Consider the following 19,015-nt stretch of genomic DNA (forward strand, 5'->3'; position numbering starts at 1 on the left):
GATAAATGAATAAATATTTTTATCTTTTATTTGTTTTTGTAAAGGATTTCAAGCTGAATATGATCTGTTTCACCTGTTGCTTTATTCCTGACACAGGTCTCAAGTGTATTTCCATATTCATCATAGGTTTCATAAGTTTCCGCCCCTTCATCGGAGAACTCTTTTCTTACTTTTTTACCATTTTCAATATAATATACTGCCACCAGCCTGTCATGTCTGTATTCATTCACTCTATCTTCAAGATATTCTAAATGAGAACGGTGTTCCATAGCATCATCATAATCCTCTTTTGTCTTACAGTAAAAGCTTCCACATTCTATATTATACTGGTCAAAATAATCATATTCCTGCAGATAATGCGTAAGTCCGTCTTTTGAAAAATCGGGACGGTAAAATGATTTCTCATAGCTGGTCTGGTTATCAAACGTATCATATCCAAAGGTTTCCAGTCTTATATCCTGCATAATCTGCGGAAATATTTCCTCATCCATAGTTTCCATGTATGCCCGGTACAGCTTTTCCTTTTCTTCATTGAATCTGAAAGTTCCTATCCTTATTTTACGTTTTTTGTCATTATATACCGTATAGCTGATGTCGTCCTCAAACCGCTCAATCACTCCATTTTCAAAATAATCATAGGTTTTAACCTCATCAGGAAAATCATCAAGCCTTAGATATTTTTTCAACATACGGACAGGGCGGCCTTCTTTATCATATTCAGCAGTCAGATGATAAGATTCATCATAGCCTTCTATATCAAAAATAATCTCCACCAAATCAGATTCTCTGAAGCGATATACAATTTTATCATGTATTTTAAACAGCTGCTCATTTCCATTCTGCTCTATAACCAATCCAATTCCCTTAGATAGAAAATAGGGATAATACTTACCAAAGGGATCGTTGATGTGCACTACCTTTTCAAGAATATTTTTTTCGCTATCCAAAGCGGTTTCAACAGAATAATTCTGATGATATTCATATATGATCTCAGAGACTTCCGGATGCAGAAAATTCAGCTGTCTTATCTTTTTTGAATCCTCAAAAAAAGCAGAAACTGAAAGTTTTCCGTTTTCATACTGATTTACCTGAAGAATATCAGCAGGATCTCCTTTAAGGTATTCTGTTCGGACAATGTCTGTTTCTTTATAGTCAATCGGCATTGTATATTCTCTTTGGTTTTATTGGTTTAACGTAATGGCGCTATGCTTTTAAATTCTTTATGCTTTATTAGGGCGTAAGGACTATTTTATATTCTATTTATAATACATTTATTTTATGTCTTTTTTCATAGAGAGCATCCATTCATACAATTGAGGATCCGAATAGGCTGAATCCCACGAATTATGATTATCATTCGGAAATATTTTTAATTCTGCCGAGGGATTTACGGGATGAAGCTTCTGATAAAAATTAAGTGCATTATCAGGAAGAACAATATCATCCATTCCGCCATGAAAAATTTTCATATTTAAGTTTTTATACTGATGAATATTTGCATACATCACCCGATCTGTAGGGGCACATACAGAAACTACCGCGGCAAACATTTCAGGATGCTCCATGGCCAGTTTCAACGATCCCCATCCTCCCATGGAAAGTCCTGTCAGGTAAATCCTGGAAGGATCTATTTTATATTTTTTCTGGATTTCCTTTATCAGGTTATATATTGTCACAGTATCCCACCATGTATCTGCCGGGCACTGCGGAGCCAGAATGGCAACAGGTTCCTTAATGAGGTTTTTATAGGTAAACGGACTGTGAGCTTTCACAGCCTCAAGATTATTTCCTCTCTCTCCTGATCCATGAAGAAATACAATTAACGGAACGTTTCCTTTTACCCTTTGGGGATAATCCAGAATGTATGATATTTTTTCTGTTCTTTTAAATTCCTTATTAAGTTCAGCCTTTATTTCCTGAGCCTGCAGATGCAATGAAAACGGAAGGAATAGAAAGGGAATATATTTTAGTTTTAATTTCATATTATTCTTTTAGCCGGAGGTGTAATATTTTTTTTTATTAAACGGACTAAGCCCATTTTATTGAATCATGATTTCTTTTGATTAATATAAACCTTTATTATTTAATTCTCTAATCCTTATGAATGATGTTTATTTTTTAGTTAATTCACATTTCAATCTATTATCTTATTCCGTATTTTTCCGATTGGAAGCTTAGTTTTTTAAGACCCTGCCTGATCTCTGGGGCATTCATGAAAAGTTTCCACAGGAATCCGGTTCTGTAATTTTCAATCATGGGAGCAATGGTTCCCTGATCAATTGCAAGATACCTTGGCGTAAACCAATTGTTGTAATTGATGGAAGTTGCATCATAAGGGCCTGCAGATCCTATGAATTCAGATTTTTGGGTATAAATAAACCTTAGGAAATTCATGGATTCTTTTGGAGTATACGGAAAGCTGCTTAAGGCGGCAGTAGGAGTGATTACGCCATTATCATTGGAGGGCATATGTGCTGTGTAGCCTGTGCTTCCGTCTTCATTTCTGGTGTATCCGGCTGTAAGTCCCCAATAATCCGGACCATAGCCTTTCCAGTTTTTTGGATTTTCAACGCAGTATTTATAGTCGATTAAGACTTGATTTTTATTAAGTTCGAAATAGTTTTTTACCAGTTTATCAGATAATCCGGAAGGATCAAGCCCGATATATGAATATTGTGACCAGAAAAGCGGCCCGCCATATTCTTCAGCATAATTGTGTTTTACGTACAGAGGAAGTCCGTATTGGGTTTTATCGGTGAGATAGCTGCCATTTCTTGTCCAGCCTTTGTAATAGGTTTCAGCATCTATAGAATAGGTCGGTGACGAAGCCGCCAGAATATAGGTAATTAAACATTCATTATACCCTTCCAATGGAAAATTCATTTCCCATTGATATTCCGGTGACCAGTGCCAGTACAGGACTTTTTCACCGCCTTTGGTGTACCAGTTCCATTGAATTCCTTTCCAGAGTTCATCACATTTTGCGGCAAGGGCTTTTTCTTCGGGAGTTCCGTTTTTAAAATATTCCCGGACCATCAGAATTCCTGAGGTAAGAAAAGCCGTTTCCACTAAATCGCCTCCGTTATCTTTTTTACCGAAAGGAACTGTCTTCCCTGTTTCTCCGTTGATCCAGTGGGACCAGGCTCCTTTATGCCGATCGGCTTTAGCAAGAAAATCCATCATATGGGTAAGCCTTTTTACGGCTTCTTTCCTTGGGACAAATCCTCTTTCTACCCCTACCAGAATTGTTGCCAATCCGAATCCTGAACCACCGGTAGTAATGACATGTTTATCATTATCAGGATAAATATTATCTTCATGATAGCGCTCTCTTCCGAGCATTGACCTGGGTTCTGCATAGTCCCAGAAATATTTCAGGACGTCTTTCTGAACTCTGTCCATCAGCTGTTCATCTGTAATATCACTTTTTACAACGGCATTTTTAGACTGAAGAGCTGGGGTATTTTTGCATGAGCATACCAATAACAGAGAGGGTATAGCAATGGATACTATGGTCTTTTTCATGATTTATTTTTTACCTGATCTTATTAAAAGAAGAGGAGAACTTTCATTCTCCTCTAAAGTTTATATATTGATTAATAGCCTGGATTCTGGGTGAAAGCACCATTACTTTGATCCATTGCATCCAAAGGAATTGGAAACACTTCATTCTTTCCTGCCTTAAATCCATAAGGAGCCAATACTGTTGCGGCCTGACCAGTCCTTACTAAATCTACAAAACGATCTCCTTCTAAAGCAAGTTCAACTCTCCTTTCATGCCATATTGCATTTCTAAGCGCAGTTTGTGTTGAAGCTGTAGTTCCTAAAAGATTAGCTCTGTCTCTAACTTTATTCAGATTTAATATTGCTGTAGCCGTATTTCCTAATTCATTGGCTGCTTCTGCATTAATTAAAAGAATTTCCGCGAAACGCAGAATTCTGATATTCTGAATAGACCCATAGCCGCAAGCACTATTATTTAATGCTTTGGGAACATAGATTTTTTGATTATACGTAGTTACAGACTGAGCGTCTCCCATCGCAATTAAATCTCCCTCCGGAGTAGTTTCTCCATTTCTAAGTATGGTAAGTTCTTTTCTTATATCACCAGCTTCAAACGCATTTTCCAAAGCACTTGAAGGCGTAAAAAAGCCCCATCCGAACTGATCTCTTACTCCCTGAACCTCTGCATACTGACTTCCTTTATATGGAGGTATGCAATCACAGTTCACTTCAAAAACAGATTCTTTTCCAAATTCTCCCGCAGGTCTGAATAAATGATTAAAGTCCGGATCCAGATCATATCCCATTGCTATCACCTGATTGGAAGTATCATAAGCTTTTTGCCAGTCTTTTTTGTAAAGATAAACTTTTGAAAGTAAGCCTAATGCAGCTCCTTTTGTTACTCTCCCTAAATCTGAAGCAGGATAAGTCTGAGGAAGAATTTCTGCTGCTGCAGTAAGATCTGAAATGATAAAATTATACACTTCTTCAACTGAGTTTCTAGGCTTATTATATACGGTCTCAACTTTATCATAAATTGGAACTCCACCATAGATTCTTACCAAGTTAAAATAGAAATAAGCTCTTAACATTCTGGCTTCAGCAACCAATCTGGTTCTTAGATTAGCATTCATATCTATTCCCGGTACATTGGTGATGACCTGATTAGCTCTGTTTACGGCCTGCCATTGTCCGATCCAATAGCCTCTTACTCCTTCATCGCTTACTGTATATGTAAAATTATCATATACATTGATGAAAGAAGCATCTCCTGGATTGGAACCTTTAACCACATCATCTGCCGGTACTCCAAAAACAAATTGATAAGGAAAAGCAGAATTTTCCCAGCTTCTTAAAAAACTATAGATGGCACTGGTTGCCTGGATAGCATCTTCCTGTGTTTTGAAAAACGATGATGCCTCTGTATATCCCTCTTGTTTTATATCTAAATAATCATCCTTGCAACTTACAACAAGTGAAAATAATGCGATTGATAAAAATATTTTTTTCATAGCTCTTTCTTATTAGAATGTTAAGTTTAAACCAATAGTGTAAATGGCTGAAATTGGATAAATATTATTATCAACCCCCATTTGTACACGGTCTGTATTTAAGATTTCAGGTGAGAATCCATTGTATTTGAAGCTTGTCCAAGGGTTCTGCGCACTTAAGTATAGTCTTAATTTTGTAATGGACATAGCATCTGCAAATGCTTTAGGTAAGTTATAACCCACCTGAATATTTCTTATTCTTATATAACTTCCGTCTTCTACGTAAAAACTATTAGGCAAAATAATAGCCTGATCATTCGTTGCCATCGGATACGAATTGGATGTTCCTGCTCCATGCCATCTATTATTATAAAAATCTAAATCCCAGCTTTCATTTCCGTAACGCTGCTCTCTGTTAAAGTTATAAATTTTATTTCCGAAAACTCCCTGAAAGTCGATAGCGAAATCAAAATCATATATATTCAGATTAATACCAAACCCGTACGTTCCTTTAGGAATCGGACTTCCCAAAAATGTTTTATCTCTGGTATCAATTACCCCATTTCCGTCAATATCTGCAAATCTAAACCCTCCAACTTTAGCTCCATTCTGAGTTGCCCACGCGTCTACTTCTGCCTGGCTTTGGAAAATTCCTTCTACCTGGTATCCGAAATAGGAACCAACCGGCTGCCCTCCCTGTAGTCTTATAATAGAGTTACCATATAAACTTGCTCCGGTTTGTAAATAAGACCCATTAAAAACAGAGGTAATTCGGTTTTTCAAAGTAGTCATATTTCCATAAACACCCAATTTTATATTGTCATTAATCTTAGTATCATAATTAACAGAAAACTCAAATCCTTTATTATTAAAAGAGTAAGCATTGGTAATAAAATTGTTCCAGTTACCCGCACCAGACACTGTTCCCTGAACAATACCATAAACAACATCTTTGGTATCTTTATCAAAATAGGTAGCATCAATTTTCAGCTTATTATTCAGCAACGCCATTTCTAATCCAAAATCCTTACCTGTTGTTGTTTCCCAACCAATATTTGGATCTATAATCTGGTCTATTGTCTGAGCAGGATATCCCGTATTTCCATAATAGGTTCCTGCTTCAATAATACTTGTATTCAATGTATAAGCTCTCTGTACATCCGGATTTCCTAATTTACCCCAGCTTGCTCTTAATTTTAAAAGATTAAAAACATTCTGCTCACTCATAAAGCTTTCTTTAGAAACAACCCATCCTGCGCTTACAGCAGGGAATACACGATATCTATCGTCGGAAGAATATTTAGAAGTTCCATCTCTACGTAAGGATGCGTTCACTAGATATCTTCCGTCATAATCATAATTAAGTCTTCCAAAAAAAGATTCAATTCTATCCTGATAAGGAATCACATTTCTTTCTCCTTTATCAAAACTGGTCAGATAAATATCTGTTCCATTCGAAATACCCAACGAAGAATTTGTTCCGTCGTAACCTACATTCAATGCTTCTGCATAGTTCTGAGAATAAGAATTTCTTGTTCTGGAAAACCCTGCTAATAGCTCAATATTGTGTTTTCCGAAATCTCTTTTCCAGCTTAATGTATTATCCCAAATATAATTTCTGGTCTTTGCATCTCTTGTTATTAATTTGGTAGGTTTTTGATCTGCTGTGGGAACATAACCAAATGTTGGTGTATATTCGTACTTACTTGAATTGATATTATCAGAGCTATAACTTATTCGTAAAGTAAAATCTTTTAAAAATTTATATTCCCCCCATATATTATTCAATAACCTTTCCTCTCTGGTTTGAGATCTGAATAAATCTAATTTTGCTCTGGGATTAGGAATCTTTGCCAGCGTAAAATACTGATATCCTCCCGTAGCCGGGTCAATCGGACCATAAATAGGTGGTGAGGAGTAAGCATCCAGCAAGGTATTCTGCGCATGATCTGTACGCATTTTTGAAAAAGTGAAATTATTTCCGATGGTAATATTATCGGTAATTTTATAAGTAAGGTTTACTTTAGTAGTAAGCCTATTAAAGCCACTTCCTGAATTAATTCCTCGTCCTGCAGCCAAGTTCCCTTCATCCTGGAGATTTCCTGCGCTTAAATAATAATTCAGTTTTCCAAGATTACCCGATGCCGAAATATCATTAGAGTTAATGATACTTGTTCTAAAAATTTCTTTGAACCAGTCTGTATCCTGAGGGTAAGAAGACCTATTTAAAAATACAGGATTATTTACTTTGTCATTAATTAATTTTTCATTATATAATTCTAAATATTGGTCCGAATTAACCATTTTAGGAATATTAGTGACTGTTTTAATTCCTAAATAGGAGTTAAAATTGAAAACAGGCTTCTTTCCCTTTCCGGTTTTAGTTTTGATAATCACCGCTCCGTTTGAAGCTCTTGCCCCATAAATTGCCAAACTCGAAGGGTCTTTCAGAACACTCATGGATTCAATATCCTGAGGACTTAGGAAAGAGATATCATCAGTAATCATTCCGTCAACAATAAAAACAGTTTTACCTGTCAAAGAGCTGATTCCCCGGATATCAATTCTCGGAGAGCCTCCCGGCGCTCCGGAATTCAATACCTGTACCCCTGATAATCTCCCTTGAATAGAACTGATTGGATTAGCATTAGGTCTGTTAGCCAAATCCTTAGCAGAAACGATTCCGATGCTACCGGTCACATTCTCTTTTTTCTGAGATCCATACCCGATCAAAACTACCTCCTCGATCTTCTGCTCTTTCACAGCAGTGTCTTTTGGAGTAGTCTGTGCATTGGCGTTCATACCGAAGTATAGAACAGCAATGAGGCATGAATACTTTAAATCACGTTGTTTCATATAGTTCAATTTTATTTCGTACAATCAAATTTAAGAATGTCTTAATAGTGGAGTTATTTTAAATTCTCAAAAAAAGACATTAGTCAAAAATAAAAAAAAAACGAACAATGTTAACATTTGCCGAAAATTTAACAAAATCAGTTAATTATTATAAATAAATTCAAAATAAACAGAACTAATAAAAATAAGCAACAATACAAATCAAAATTAAAAACAAAATAAATAATTAAAAAAAACAGAATTTTAGTTAGAAGTTAACTAAATCAGTAGGATAAAATTAATATTTTGTTAAACTAGAGAATAGTGTTTACCTTTGGCGCAGTATTTGAAAAAAATAGAAAAAGATCAATGAAAAAATACCTTATCGCGGCAGCGGTTTTAATCGGAACCGGAGCAGCCGTTCTTACCACAACACAGTCATGCACTTCTATGGCTACTTCCGACCTGGGTTTATCGATCATTAAACGAATGCTTTTGAATGGCATCGACAAAGGAATGGGGATCTACAGCAATAAAGAAGCTTTTCTTCAGAACAATATGGTAGACAAAGCCCTTCCGAAGCAGCTTAGAGATATTAATGCCACTCTGGAAAAAATAGCTCCGTCCCTTGTTGCCAAAGAGAGAGATTATATTGCACAAGCTGCCTCATACACAGTGAACATTTCCAAACCGATCCTTCAGGGAGCCGTAAACAGCCTGAATGCACAGGATGTTACGAGAATTATCCAGGGCACAACAGCAACCCAGATCCTGAAAGAAAAAACTTCACAACAGCTTGTTGCAGCCATTGCACCAAAAGTTGATGAAAAGCTGAACGAATATGGCATTGTAAAAACCCTTAATACAGCACTTTCCGGAAACAGCCTTCTGGGCAGTCTTCTGGGCGGAGGAAATAATACAGTGAATGCCGGTGGATTAAGCCAGCTTGCTTCTGAACAACTGGTGAACGGGCTCTTCAATATTATTGAAGATTACGAGCACCAAAACTCCAAGGCACTCTTGGGACCACTTGGAAAATAGAAAAAAATTCGTTATATTTATATATAATTTACAAAGGCAGATGGATATATTACAAGGAAATCAACACGCAACTCCCGAAGATTTTTACAATTCTCTAAAGGAAAAACTGGAAGGCCACCACGACTTTCCGGAAGATTATTTATTTAAATTTATTATCCCTACAGATCAGGCAAAATTAACGGAAATTTACAAAGTTTTCGATGGTATTAAGTTTACCCTGGGAAACCGTGAAAGCAAAAACGGAAAATACACAGCCTGTAACATTAATGCATTCGTGCTGGATGCAGATCAGGTAGTGAATATTTATAAAGAAGTAGCAAAAATAGAAGGCGTAATTCTATTATAAAATAAACAGGCCGTTTTTAAAGCCTGATTTTTAAAAACTTTCCTTTAAACATAAAAACGGCTGTTTCTACTTTTGAAACAGCCGTTTTTCATTTTGTTTTATTTTTCAATAAAGAATTTCACATTTTCAATAGGTCTTCCCAGCATGGCAACAGAACCTTTGATGAGAATCGGTCTCTGGATCAGGGAAGGATTTTCAGACAGAATCTTCAGCCATTCTTCTTCTGAATACTCTTTATCAGCAAAATTCTCTAAATAAAGTTTATCAGTCTTGCGGATCAGATGAAATACGGTTTGATTCAGTTTTTTCAGTACCGTCTTAATTTCCAGAATACTTAACGGATCTTCAATGATGTTAATGATCTCGAAAGGCACCCCGTTTTCATCCAGATATTCCAGTACAGCATTTGACTTTGAGCAGTCTCCGTTATGTAAAACTTTTACCAGCATAATACAGACATTTAAAGGTTAAAATTTCCTACTCAAATTTAGCAAGAAACTGCATGCCCCGCATCTTAAATTCTGATAAAAATTGTTAAAAGCCAATTATTCATCAACTTTTACATATTCCAAAGTACCTGTTTTATCATTGGAAATGATTCTTTTCTTAGCATCAAAATAATCCACTGTAAACGGAAGAGAAATAACGCTTATACTGATTGTAAGTGTTTTGTTATCATCGGACAGCTTCCATTTTCCCTTACGGGAGCTATCACCGTTGATTCCCTGAAACTTACCTCCTTCAAGAAATACCTGATATGTGTTTTCAGGGGCTTTCTCTACACCGTTTTTGGTTTCTTTAACCAGCTTCCACTTTCCGATTAATTCTTTTGAGGTCTGTGCATATCCAGTGATACCTGTAAGACCGAACGCAAAAAGTAATAAAAATTTAATCTGTTTCATTTTGTATAGGTATTAAAATTTGAAGCAGTCTTCAGGTTTTTTAAAAGCTATGTTCCGCTTCATGCTCTCCAAGCACAATCTGGAATGACGATGGTAATGCTTCTTTATATTCCGGCTGCACACTAGGATTTCCCGGATATGCCTTGCCATTGTATTTAACCTGATAGTTTTTGCCTTTACTCGGGATAATAAGATCTGCCCAGCCATTTGTTTTACCGGAAGAAATAGCGACAGGCCCGCCCACCACTGTAAATCCATTAATCTTTTCACCTTTGCTGCTTAACAGATAAACCGTACAGCCTCCTGTCCCACAGAAGTAACTTCCATTCATGGCGACAAAGATTTCCTTATTTCCATCATCATTCAGGTCTGCTTCAGTATAACGGAATTTCCGATCATTTTCGGTCAGGCTGTTTAAATCGTTTTTCAGCAGGTGCTCTTTCAGAACGTTACCAATAAATAAAGCTTTCTGATCAGCTGGCGAAGCGTTATCTTTTGGGGATAAAGCAACCGTATCTTTTGATTCTACAGGCAGGGTTTTGTGGATTTCAGTAGTATCAGCAGCCTCAGAAGACTGTTTTTCTGTCTGTTTATTGCATGAAAGGCAAAATACGGAAACAAATGAATATGCCAGAATATGTTTAATCTTTAAATACATAGCAAAATTAGCGGTTAAAATGCGTTTTTCAATTCCTGTTAATTAACCAAAGTTACATATTTTTAAACAGTCAAGCTATACAAAAACACAAAACCGGTAAATATTAACCCAATAAACAGATTAAGCAAAATAAAATGATTATAATTTTATATTTTAATGTATTTTTTTAATCAAATCATTAAAACAATCCGTGTAGTTCTGCCTCTATTTTTTCAAGAATGAGTCCGAAATCTTCCGGTTTTTCCACAAAATCAAGGTCGTCCACTTCAATGACCAGCAACTTCCCTTCTGTGTAATTGGAGATCCACTTCTCATATTTCTGGTTCAGCTTGGAAAGATATTCGATGCTGATAGATGCTTCGTATTCGCGGCCTCTTTTATAGATTTTCTTTACCAGATTGGGAACATCAGATTTTAAATAGATTAAAAGATCCGGTGCAGATACGAAAGATTTCATCAGGTTGAAAACTGAAGCATAGTTATTAAAATCCCTGTCCGAAAGAAGATTCATATCATTTAAGTTTTCTGCAAAAATGTGTGCATCTTCATAAATCGTACGATCCTGAATGATATTTTTGCCACTCTCTCTGATTTCTTTTACCTGACGGAATCTGCTTCCCAGGAAATAAATCTGCAATGCAAAGCTCCACTTACTCATGTCTGCATAAAAATCTTCAAGATAAGGATTGTGATCTACGTCTTCAAACTGTGCATCCCATCCGTAATGCTTGGAAAGCATAGTAGTTAAAGTGGTTTTTCCTGCTCCAATATTTCCAGTAACTGCAATATGCATAATTCTTTTTCTCTTAGTATTTATTTAATTAAATTCCAACATCCTGAACTGTGGAGACAGTTTCAATAAGCTTCTGTAAAGCATCGTCAGTTTCTTTTGGCTGATCTTCTTTTTTTTGTTCAGCAGCCTCCGATGTATTTTCAGAGGTTTTTTCTGCCGTGGGCACAGAAGTTTTCTGTACAGTATCCGGTTCTGTCTGTTGCTTGGCTTCTTTTATTTTTTCAAGGCTGTAAAGATAGAGTTTGTTCGCTTTGATTGCAAAATATGACAGGATGTTTTTATCCACAATTTGTGCATCCGGATCTTCAAAAACTTTTGCCATTCCTTTTTCGGGAACGTATCTTAAAATAGAGTTACCGGCAATTACTAAAATCGCATCATTCTCTCTTCTGAAACGTTTACCGTCTTCCACCGGTGCTTCAAAGAGCTTTTCAAATTTCAGGGTATAAATTCTGATGTGTTTCCTGGTGAGAATATAGACTTTATTTTCATATACCAGAAGGTCTGTAAGATCATCAAAACTTACATCAAAAGGATAGGAGTTGATTGTGGTTTCATTTCTGAAATTATACTGTATCAGCCGCTTTGTACTGTCATCCAGAAGCCATAGCTGCTGAAGGTCTTCTGCATATGCCATTCTGATGAATCCGAATTTTTGCCTGAAATCAATTTTCTGAATCTCATTCATATTCTGATCTACAAATTTCATCTCCTGTGCATTTTCCGAAAATAAAGGCACACTGAGAGGATTCTGAACAGACTGGACTTTATACGGAACGGTAAGCATCATTTTTCCCAGCTGCTTTCCTAAAGAGTCATATTTGGTAAAACTGAAATCTTTATTCTTATAGATATACAGATTTCCGTAATCATCTGCCAGCATATCCTTTGCTTCCTTCAGTTTTAAGGTATCCAAAGGAAGTGTTTTCTGTCCGAAAGCTGTACAGAAAAGGAAAAAAAATAGTATGTTTAAAAATTTCACCCTTCTTTTTTAATGAGTTCAAGATACTGAAAAATTATTTCATCCAAAAGTTGATTTAACCTGATGTCATCATCTTTAATATTAATCAAAACAGAGACCACAAGACGTTCTTTAGGATATATCCTCAGATCCGCCATTCCTCCGGGATAAGCACCTGCATGGCCGAAATAATAATTTCTGTAGAAATCCCGTCCGGTAATGAATCCCAGCGCATAGGTTTTATCTTCATTTCTGGGAATAAGGAGTTCTTTAAATGTTTCTTTTGACAAAATTTTATCTGCATACAGGTATGAGTTCCCCAGCTTTACGAGATCTTCAGAGGTTGAAAGATAACAGCCGGGTCCATAATTAAAGCTGCAGTCTGTACAGGGTACAATTTTCAGCTCATTATTCAGCCGGTAGTAAAACCGCGAGGTATCTTCATCAAAATTACCATCGTCAGGAACTGTATGCTCTAAACCTGCTTTATCCAGCACCAGCTCTTTTTTCGCTTTTAAGAGAGGCTGTCCGGATAGCTTTTCAAGCAGAACACCCAAGAGGATATATCCATAATTGCTGTAACGGTAAGCGGTTCCCGGTTTAGATATTAATTGTGTATCCTGAAAAGACTGATAGAAATTATTCCTGTGAAGGTCATTTTTTCCGCACAGGAAGCTTTTCTGCTGGTCTCTCACAAGCCCTGCCCTATGGCTCAGCAATTGCTCAATTGTTATATCATATTCTTTTTTGGGAAGACTGTCCAGATATTTATAAATACTTTCTTTGAGGTTCACTTTATCCTGTTCCCGGAGGCTTGCTAATGCTACAGAAGTTATGGTTTTGGAAATGCTCCCAATCCTGAACTTGGTTTTGGACGGGATTACTTCAGCCTTATTTTCCACATCTGCATACCCCGATCCTTTGGAATAAACCAACTGACTTCTATGGGAAACAGAAACCGACAAGCCGGGGATATTATATTTCTTCCTGAATTTTTCAAGCAGTTTATCCGTCTTTTTATCAAGAACAGAAAAATCAGTTTTATTTTGTCCTTCGGCCATACAGAAAAACAAAAAAACGATCATCTGTATACCTCTTAAAGAAGCTTTTACATTATTCAACGTCATACTTTTTCCTGCTTTATTGAACAGAAACTTCGTAAATCTTCGGCCAGTTTTTACCGGTTACCAGCATATTATTTCCTTTGAAAGCAATTCCGTTGAGCACATGTTCACTGTCTTCCTGAACATTTTCTTCTGTTATTTTAGTAAAATCAAGTTTTCCGGCTACTTCTCCGGTAGCAGGGTTAATTTTAAGAATGAAAGGCTGATGCCAGACATTGGCATAAATAAAGCCATCATGGTATTCCAGTTCATTCAGCTTATCATAAACTGTGGTATTTCCGGCAACCGAAACTGTTTTCACTACCTCTGAAGGATCATTTACATCCAGATAAAATAAGTTTTTCGAACCGTCAGTAGCAATCAGGTTTTCACCGTCATAAGTAAGCCCCCAGCCCTCTTTCATTGCTTTTGGCATGCGGAATTCAGAAAGTCTTCTGAAGGTATTTTTATCGTATACAAAAATTTTCCTGTTCCGGTATGTTAGCTGGAAGATTTTATCCCCTACCACCGCACAGCCTTCAGAAAAAATATGGGCAGGCTGTCTGGTAACAAGGGTGGGAACAGCTGCACCCAACGTATATTTTATAAGCTGTGAAGCTCCTTCCAGGCCATCGCTTTCGTAGACGGTATTGCCTTCTATAAGAAATCCTTCCACAAAATTTTCAGGATCGTGAGGATAGTCTTTTATAATTTGATAGGTGATATTCTGTTCGGGAGTTTTGGCAAAAACATTGATGGTTGCGTCCTGATTCAAGGTTTCCCCATTTTTAGTTTTAATAATGAAGGTGACTTCATTATCACCCAATGTGAAAAACTTAGGGTCAATCGTTAAACGTGAACTTTCATGATCACCAAAGCTAATCGCCACCTGTTCTGCATTTTCAGTAACCTCTTTTGGAAGTTTTAACTGATCTCCAAAATGATATCCTTCTGCCTCTTTAGAATTATTAAAATTAACCAGGGCATCAAGTATCTTTTCTTTATTGCTGCAGGAAACCAGCAGGAAAAAGGCTCCCAGCCCAATGGTTATATTTCTTTTCAATGAGTAGTTTGTAATCATTTTCCAAAAATAGTAATTTTCCGGTCCTTTGAGTGCAGGATTATTCATATTTTATCCAGCAGATTGAGAAGATCTGACATTACACTTCCTTTATATATATCTATTCGTTCTCCGGTGCATGGCAATAAAAAACAGCGCTCCAAAAAAGGAACGCTGCTATATGATTAAAAAATTTCAGTCAGTTATTTGATCTGTACTTCATAGATTTTCGACCAGTTTTTACCGGTTACCAGCATATTATCTCCTTTGAAGGCAATTCCGTTCAGAACATCATCAGTTCCTTTGGTATTCTGCTTGGCAATTTCTGTAAAATCAAATGTACCTACTACTTCTCCGTTAGCCGGATTAATCTTTAAAATAATTGGTTTCTGCCAAACATTGGCGTAGATAAAACCTTTGTGGTATTCCAGCTCGTTCAGCTGATCATAAGCCTGAGAACTTCCTGCAACAGCAATATGCTTAACGAGTTTGGAAGGATCATTAACATCCAGGAAGTATAAAAGTTTACTACCGTCTGATGCAATCAGGTTTTTACCGTCATAGGTAAGTCCCCAACCTTCACCCAGCACGTTCGGGTAAGCAAATTCTGAAAGCAGTTTCAAAGAACTTTTATCATAGACATAACCTTTTTTGCTCTGCCATGTCAGCTGGTATACTTTGTCCCCTACTATGGTACTTCCTTCTGAAAAATCCTCCTGGGCCTGCTTTGTGGAAGCAAGCGGTGTTGTGGTTCCCAATGTATATTTTAAGATCTGCGAAGATCCGTTCTGCCCGTCACTCTCATAAATTGTATTTCCTTCCACCTGAAATCCCTGTACGAAATTTTTAGGATCATGCGGATATTCTGCTACAATTTCGTATGAAATTTTCTGTTCCGGACTTTTTGCAAATACATTGATGGTTGCATCCTGATTAAGTATTTTCCCACCTTTTGTCTTTATATTAAAGGTAACCGCATTATCGCCTAATGTAAAGAATTTAGGATCTACCGTAAGGCTTGAAGATTCTTTATCCCCAAAACTGATCGTAATGCTTTCTGCATTTTCCGTAACGTCTTTCGGAAGTTCCAGCTTATCACCAAAATGATATCCTTTTGCTTCCATAGAGTTGTTGTAATCATTCAAAGTATTCAGGATTTTTTCATCTTTATTACAAGATGCCAGCAGGAGAACCGCTGCAAAACCTGCTATGATATTTTTTTTCATTGAATTTCTAAATATTTCCCCAAAAATAGCAAATTTTATTCCGTATTGCCAATATTATCCACGGGTTGTCCAAATTGTAAGATATAACCATTATTATCGTAGATTCCAAATTCTCTCATGTCCCATTCAAAAGTTTCTATCTCGTAGCAGATTTTTGCTTTTGTTTTAAGGTCTTCCCAAAGATCATTTACATGGTCTACATTGAAATAAAATGAGCCTGTAAAGCCTATTTTTTCAGATTTCTCATGTTCATTAGGCTGGGAAAGCATAATCTGTACTTCATCTTTTCGCAGTGAGGCCCAGTTCCAGTTATCATTTCTTCCCTGTAACGTAAATCCCAGGATCTGGGTATAAAAGCCAATGGTTTCATCCATATTTTCGGTCCATAATATTGGGCGGACTGCTGTAAATCTTGTCATTGTTTTAAAGTTTCAAAGGTGTTTTTATTGATTTTCATATTGACTGAAAGCCAGATTTCATCATCAATACTTACTTCACTCATGACTTCCGGATCTGTTTCAAAGCCTACTTTTTTATAGCATTCAATAGCTCCTGTATTCCAGTCGTAGACATTAAGCTCTGCAGTCTCTCGATCAAAACAGCTGAATCCGTATTCCAGCAGATTTTCTACGGTCTTTCTTCCATAGCCTTTTCCTCTGTTGTTTTCATTCCAGATCAATATTCTTCCAAGGAGGAATGTCTTTTCCTTCAGAAAGATCTGAGCATGACCTATTACACGTCCGTTGGTCTGATCTTCAATCCTGAACATAAATCTGTTTTCATTTTCCAGATCGCCTTTCAGTTGCTCTTCCGTGAGTGGAAATTGATAGGCAGGTCCTGCAAACTGAAGAAGCATTCTTTTATCTCTGATATTAGAAATCAGTTCTGAAATATCCTCATCTTTAAAAGGCAGCAATTCAATCATTATATTTATTTTTCAAGAAATGATTTTAAACTCTTTCCGATAATAGTATTCCAGCCCTTAGTAAAGTTTTCACGGGAAAATCCTTCTCCAAGGTCATTAAAATCCTCAATATCTTCATGGATAAGTGTTACCAGTGTCTCCTCTCCTTTAGGTTGAAGTTCCCAGGTTACCGTTGTTTCAGCTTTTGAAAACTCAGGATATGACCAGGTATATTTTAGGCGCTGTTCAGGGATCAATTCTAAGATCCGGCCATGATGATGATATTTCTTTTCTTCTCCGGGTTCAAAAAAATTAAATTCTTTTCCTGTTTCCGGTTCAAAATCCTGAATATCGAAATACCAGTTTTTCATTTTCTCTTTATGCGTCAAAGCTTCCCATACTTTTTGTACCGGAGCATCTATTGTGTAGTGAACAGTGATGGGTGCATCCATAATAAAAATTCAAAAGATTTTCATATAAAATTACACATTAAAAACGGCACAAGCCGTAAAAGTATATCTAAAATAAACTTTTACGGCCTGTGCAGGGTGTTTAAACGTATGTTATTAATGAGCAAACCCAGTAATCTTGGCTTCATCAAAATCCAGCTGCATTTCAATGGTTCTCATCACATGATCGTCAAATATTTTTTCTCTTTTCATTCGGTGCAGCTCATTTCTCTGGGCCTGTATAATCTGGCGGAGAACATCTTTATTTTCATTGATCGCTGTTACATAATCTCCTGTGGAGGCCATACACTGGGCTTTGTCGGCCATCAGCATCAGTTCGTTTTCCAGCTTGTGTTTCTGGTGGCGGACCAGGCTGTTTCGTTCTGTCAGTTCAGAGAAATCATTTTCCAGTTTGTGCATGGCTGTTTCTTTAAGCTTACGCATCAGAATTACTTCCTGCTTTTCTTCCGGCAGTTCACTTCCTGCATCCTTTATATTCAGTAATTTAAGGATAGGCGTCAGAAGAAGCCCTTGCCCTACAAGAGTGATCAAAATGATAACAAAAGTTACAAATAAGATAATATTACGGTGCGGAAAAGCTTCTCCGTTAGGTAAAAATGCAGGGATAGATAATGCTGCTGCCAGCGAAACCACTCCTCTCATCGCTGCAAAGCTTATGATAAAAGGCTCCCTCCAGTCAGGTTTGGGTACTTTAAGCCTCAATTCTTTGGAACAAACCCTTGGGAAATACATCAGTGCGTAGCTGTACAGGATTCTTGTCAGAATAATGGCTCCACCAATCACAATACTATAGAAAATTCCTTCTGAAATGGTATATTCTTTCATTCCGGCTACAACTACAGGAAGCTCAAGCCCGATGAGGATGAAAATAATCGTATTCATCACGAATATGAGTACACTCCAGACATTTCCGGACTGGATTCTTGATGTATGGCTTAAATAACAATGTGAGTTATATGACATTAGCAGTCCTCCTGCTACTACTGAAAGCACTCCTGAAAAATGAAAATGCTCAGCTCCAACATACATGATGTATGGAACAATAAGGGTGATTACGGTATCGATATTGGAATTGGAAGGAATCAGTCTCAGCAATGCTCCGAACAGAAGACCTGTACCTACTCCAACCGCTACTCCTCCTATAGCCATGGTAAAAAAATCCTGAACGGCATCCCGCCAGATAAACTGTCCGGAAATAACGGCAGCCAGGGCAAATTTAAATACAATTAAGCTGGAAGCATCGTTAATCAGACTTTCTCCTTCCAGAATATTGGTGATCTTTTTTGGGATCTTCATATGCTTCAGAACGGATGTCGCGGCTACTGCATCAGGCGGAGAATTCACTCCACCCAACAGGAATCCCATGGCAACGGTAAGCCCTGGAATAATGGAAGATGAAAGGTAAGCAACTACAACTGAGGTTAAAAATACCAGTCCGAAAGCCATGGAAAAGATCTGTTTCCTCCATTTATGAAAATCCTGCCACGAAGTAAACCATGCCGCCTCAAATAAAATGGGTGGTAAAAAGATAAGGAATACAAGGTCCGGTTCTATTTCTATATGAGGCATCCCGGGAATGAGGCTTATCAGCAATCCGGCAATCACCAGAAAGATGGGATAAGCTACTTTCAGTTTCTGCCCTATCATCACTAATATCATTACAGACAGAAGTACTGCAATGGATATGATAACATAACTGTGAATCATCTTGAGTTAGTTTTT

Annotated in this window: 19 protein-coding genes; 2 read left to right on the forward strand and 17 right to left on the reverse strand. The window is 37.0% G+C overall.

Translation table 11 applies throughout. The features are described 5' to 3' along the window. Positions 1-26 precede the first annotated feature (26 nt). From AOB46_RS01400 to AOB46_RS01420, 5 genes are all read right to left on the reverse strand, one after another. Positions 27-1,163 carry a hypothetical protein gene (locus tag AOB46_RS01400; RefSeq protein ID WP_062696253.1) on the reverse strand — a complete coding sequence of 379 codons (1,137 nt, stop codon included), beginning with the start codon at positions 1,161-1,163 and terminating at the stop codon, positions 27-29. Between the two features lie 108 nt (positions 1,164-1,271). Continuing rightward, a complete protein-coding gene (locus AOB46_RS01405) occupies positions 1,272-1,982 on the reverse strand; it encodes a prolyl oligopeptidase family serine peptidase (protein ID WP_062696254.1) in 711 nt (236 codons plus the stop codon). A gap of 160 nt (positions 1,983-2,142) precedes the next feature. After that, the gene (locus AOB46_RS01410; protein ID WP_062696255.1) at positions 2,143-3,525 is read right to left on the reverse strand and encodes a glucoamylase family protein; all 1,383 of its coding nucleotides are present in this window, start codon (positions 3,523-3,525) and stop codon (positions 2,143-2,145) included. A 71-nt stretch (positions 3,526-3,596) separates the two neighbouring features. Beyond that, a complete protein-coding gene (locus AOB46_RS01415; RefSeq protein ID WP_062696256.1) occupies positions 3,597-5,015 on the reverse strand; it encodes a RagB/SusD family nutrient uptake outer membrane protein in 1,419 nt (472 codons plus the stop codon). A gap of 12 nt (positions 5,016-5,027) precedes the next feature. After that, entirely contained in the window at positions 5,028-7,850 is a 2,823-nt protein-coding gene (locus AOB46_RS01420) for a SusC/RagA family TonB-linked outer membrane protein (RefSeq protein ID WP_082376995.1), read from the reverse strand. A gap of 348 nt (positions 7,851-8,198) precedes the next feature. Between AOB46_RS01420 and AOB46_RS01425 the strand changes: the two genes are divergently transcribed. Both AOB46_RS01425 and AOB46_RS01430 read left to right on the forward strand, forming a co-directional pair. Next, positions 8,199-8,870 (forward strand): DUF4197 family protein, encoded by a 672-nt coding sequence (locus AOB46_RS01425; protein WP_062696258.1) that lies wholly within the window; start codon positions 8,199-8,201, stop codon positions 8,868-8,870. A gap of 40 nt (positions 8,871-8,910) precedes the next feature. After that, positions 8,911-9,216, forward strand: coding sequence for a DUF493 family protein (locus AOB46_RS01430; protein ID WP_062696259.1), 306 nt, complete (start codon positions 8,911-8,913; stop codon positions 9,214-9,216). Between the two features lie 98 nt (positions 9,217-9,314). Here the strand turns inward: AOB46_RS01430 and AOB46_RS01435 are convergent, their stop codons facing one another. The 12 genes from AOB46_RS01435 to AOB46_RS01490 all read right to left on the reverse strand — a co-directional run bounded on the left by AOB46_RS01435 (position 9,315) and on the right by AOB46_RS01490 (position 19,000). Next, the gene (locus AOB46_RS01435) at positions 9,315-9,665 is read right to left on the reverse strand and encodes an ArsC/Spx/MgsR family protein (protein WP_062696260.1); all 351 of its coding nucleotides are present in this window, start codon (positions 9,663-9,665) and stop codon (positions 9,315-9,317) included. A gap of 96 nt (positions 9,666-9,761) precedes the next feature. Beyond that, entirely contained in the window at positions 9,762-10,118 is a 357-nt protein-coding gene (locus tag AOB46_RS01440; RefSeq protein ID WP_062696261.1) for a lipocalin-like domain-containing protein, read from the reverse strand. A gap of 40 nt (positions 10,119-10,158) precedes the next feature. Then, positions 10,159-10,776 (reverse strand): hypothetical protein, encoded by a 618-nt coding sequence (locus AOB46_RS01445; RefSeq protein WP_062696262.1) that lies wholly within the window; start codon positions 10,774-10,776, stop codon positions 10,159-10,161. A gap of 178 nt (positions 10,777-10,954) precedes the next feature. Beyond that, positions 10,955-11,569, reverse strand: a complete 615-nt coding sequence (locus AOB46_RS01450) for a deoxynucleoside kinase (RefSeq protein ID WP_062696263.1) — start codon at positions 11,567-11,569, stop codon at positions 10,955-10,957. Between the two features lie 28 nt (positions 11,570-11,597). Then, positions 11,598-12,551 carry a hypothetical protein gene (locus AOB46_RS01455; protein WP_062696264.1) on the reverse strand — a complete coding sequence of 318 codons (954 nt, stop codon included), beginning with the start codon at positions 12,549-12,551 and terminating at the stop codon, positions 11,598-11,600. Further along, positions 12,548-13,657 carry a serine hydrolase domain-containing protein gene (locus AOB46_RS01460; RefSeq protein WP_062696265.1) on the reverse strand — a complete coding sequence of 370 codons (1,110 nt, stop codon included), beginning with the start codon at positions 13,655-13,657 and terminating at the stop codon, positions 12,548-12,550. The genes AOB46_RS01455 and AOB46_RS01460 overlap by 4 nt, the downstream gene beginning before the upstream one ends. Before the next feature lie 13 nt (positions 13,658-13,670). Beyond that, positions 13,671-14,696 (reverse strand): glutaminyl-peptide cyclotransferase, encoded by a 1,026-nt coding sequence (locus AOB46_RS01465; protein ID WP_062696776.1) that lies wholly within the window; start codon positions 14,694-14,696, stop codon positions 13,671-13,673. A gap of 200 nt (positions 14,697-14,896) precedes the next feature. Further along, a complete protein-coding gene (locus AOB46_RS01470) occupies positions 14,897-15,919 on the reverse strand; it encodes a glutaminyl-peptide cyclotransferase (RefSeq protein WP_062696266.1) in 1,023 nt (340 codons plus the stop codon). A 35-nt stretch (positions 15,920-15,954) separates the two neighbouring features. Further along, complete coding sequence (locus AOB46_RS01475; RefSeq protein ID WP_062696267.1) at positions 15,955-16,338, reverse strand: VOC family protein; 384 nt, start codon at positions 16,336-16,338, stop codon at positions 15,955-15,957. Continuing rightward, positions 16,335-16,844: a GNAT family N-acetyltransferase gene (locus tag AOB46_RS01480; RefSeq protein WP_062696268.1), complete on the reverse strand. Its 510-nt coding sequence runs from the start codon at positions 16,842-16,844 to the stop codon at positions 16,335-16,337. The genes AOB46_RS01475 and AOB46_RS01480 overlap by 4 nt, the downstream gene beginning before the upstream one ends. A gap of 5 nt (positions 16,845-16,849) precedes the next feature. Next, complete coding sequence (locus tag AOB46_RS01485; RefSeq protein WP_062696269.1) at positions 16,850-17,275, reverse strand: SRPBCC family protein; 426 nt, start codon at positions 17,273-17,275, stop codon at positions 16,850-16,852. Positions 17,276-17,389: 114 nt separating this feature from the next. Continuing rightward, positions 17,390-19,000 carry a Na+/H+ antiporter gene (locus AOB46_RS01490; RefSeq protein ID WP_062696270.1) on the reverse strand — a complete coding sequence of 537 codons (1,611 nt, stop codon included), beginning with the start codon at positions 18,998-19,000 and terminating at the stop codon, positions 17,390-17,392. Positions 19,001-19,015: the final 15 nt, after the last annotated feature.

The sequence above is a fragment of the Chryseobacterium indologenes genome, from assembly GCF_001295265.1.
Taxonomy (GTDB): domain Bacteria; phylum Bacteroidota; class Bacteroidia; order Flavobacteriales; family Weeksellaceae; genus Chryseobacterium; species Chryseobacterium indologenes_A.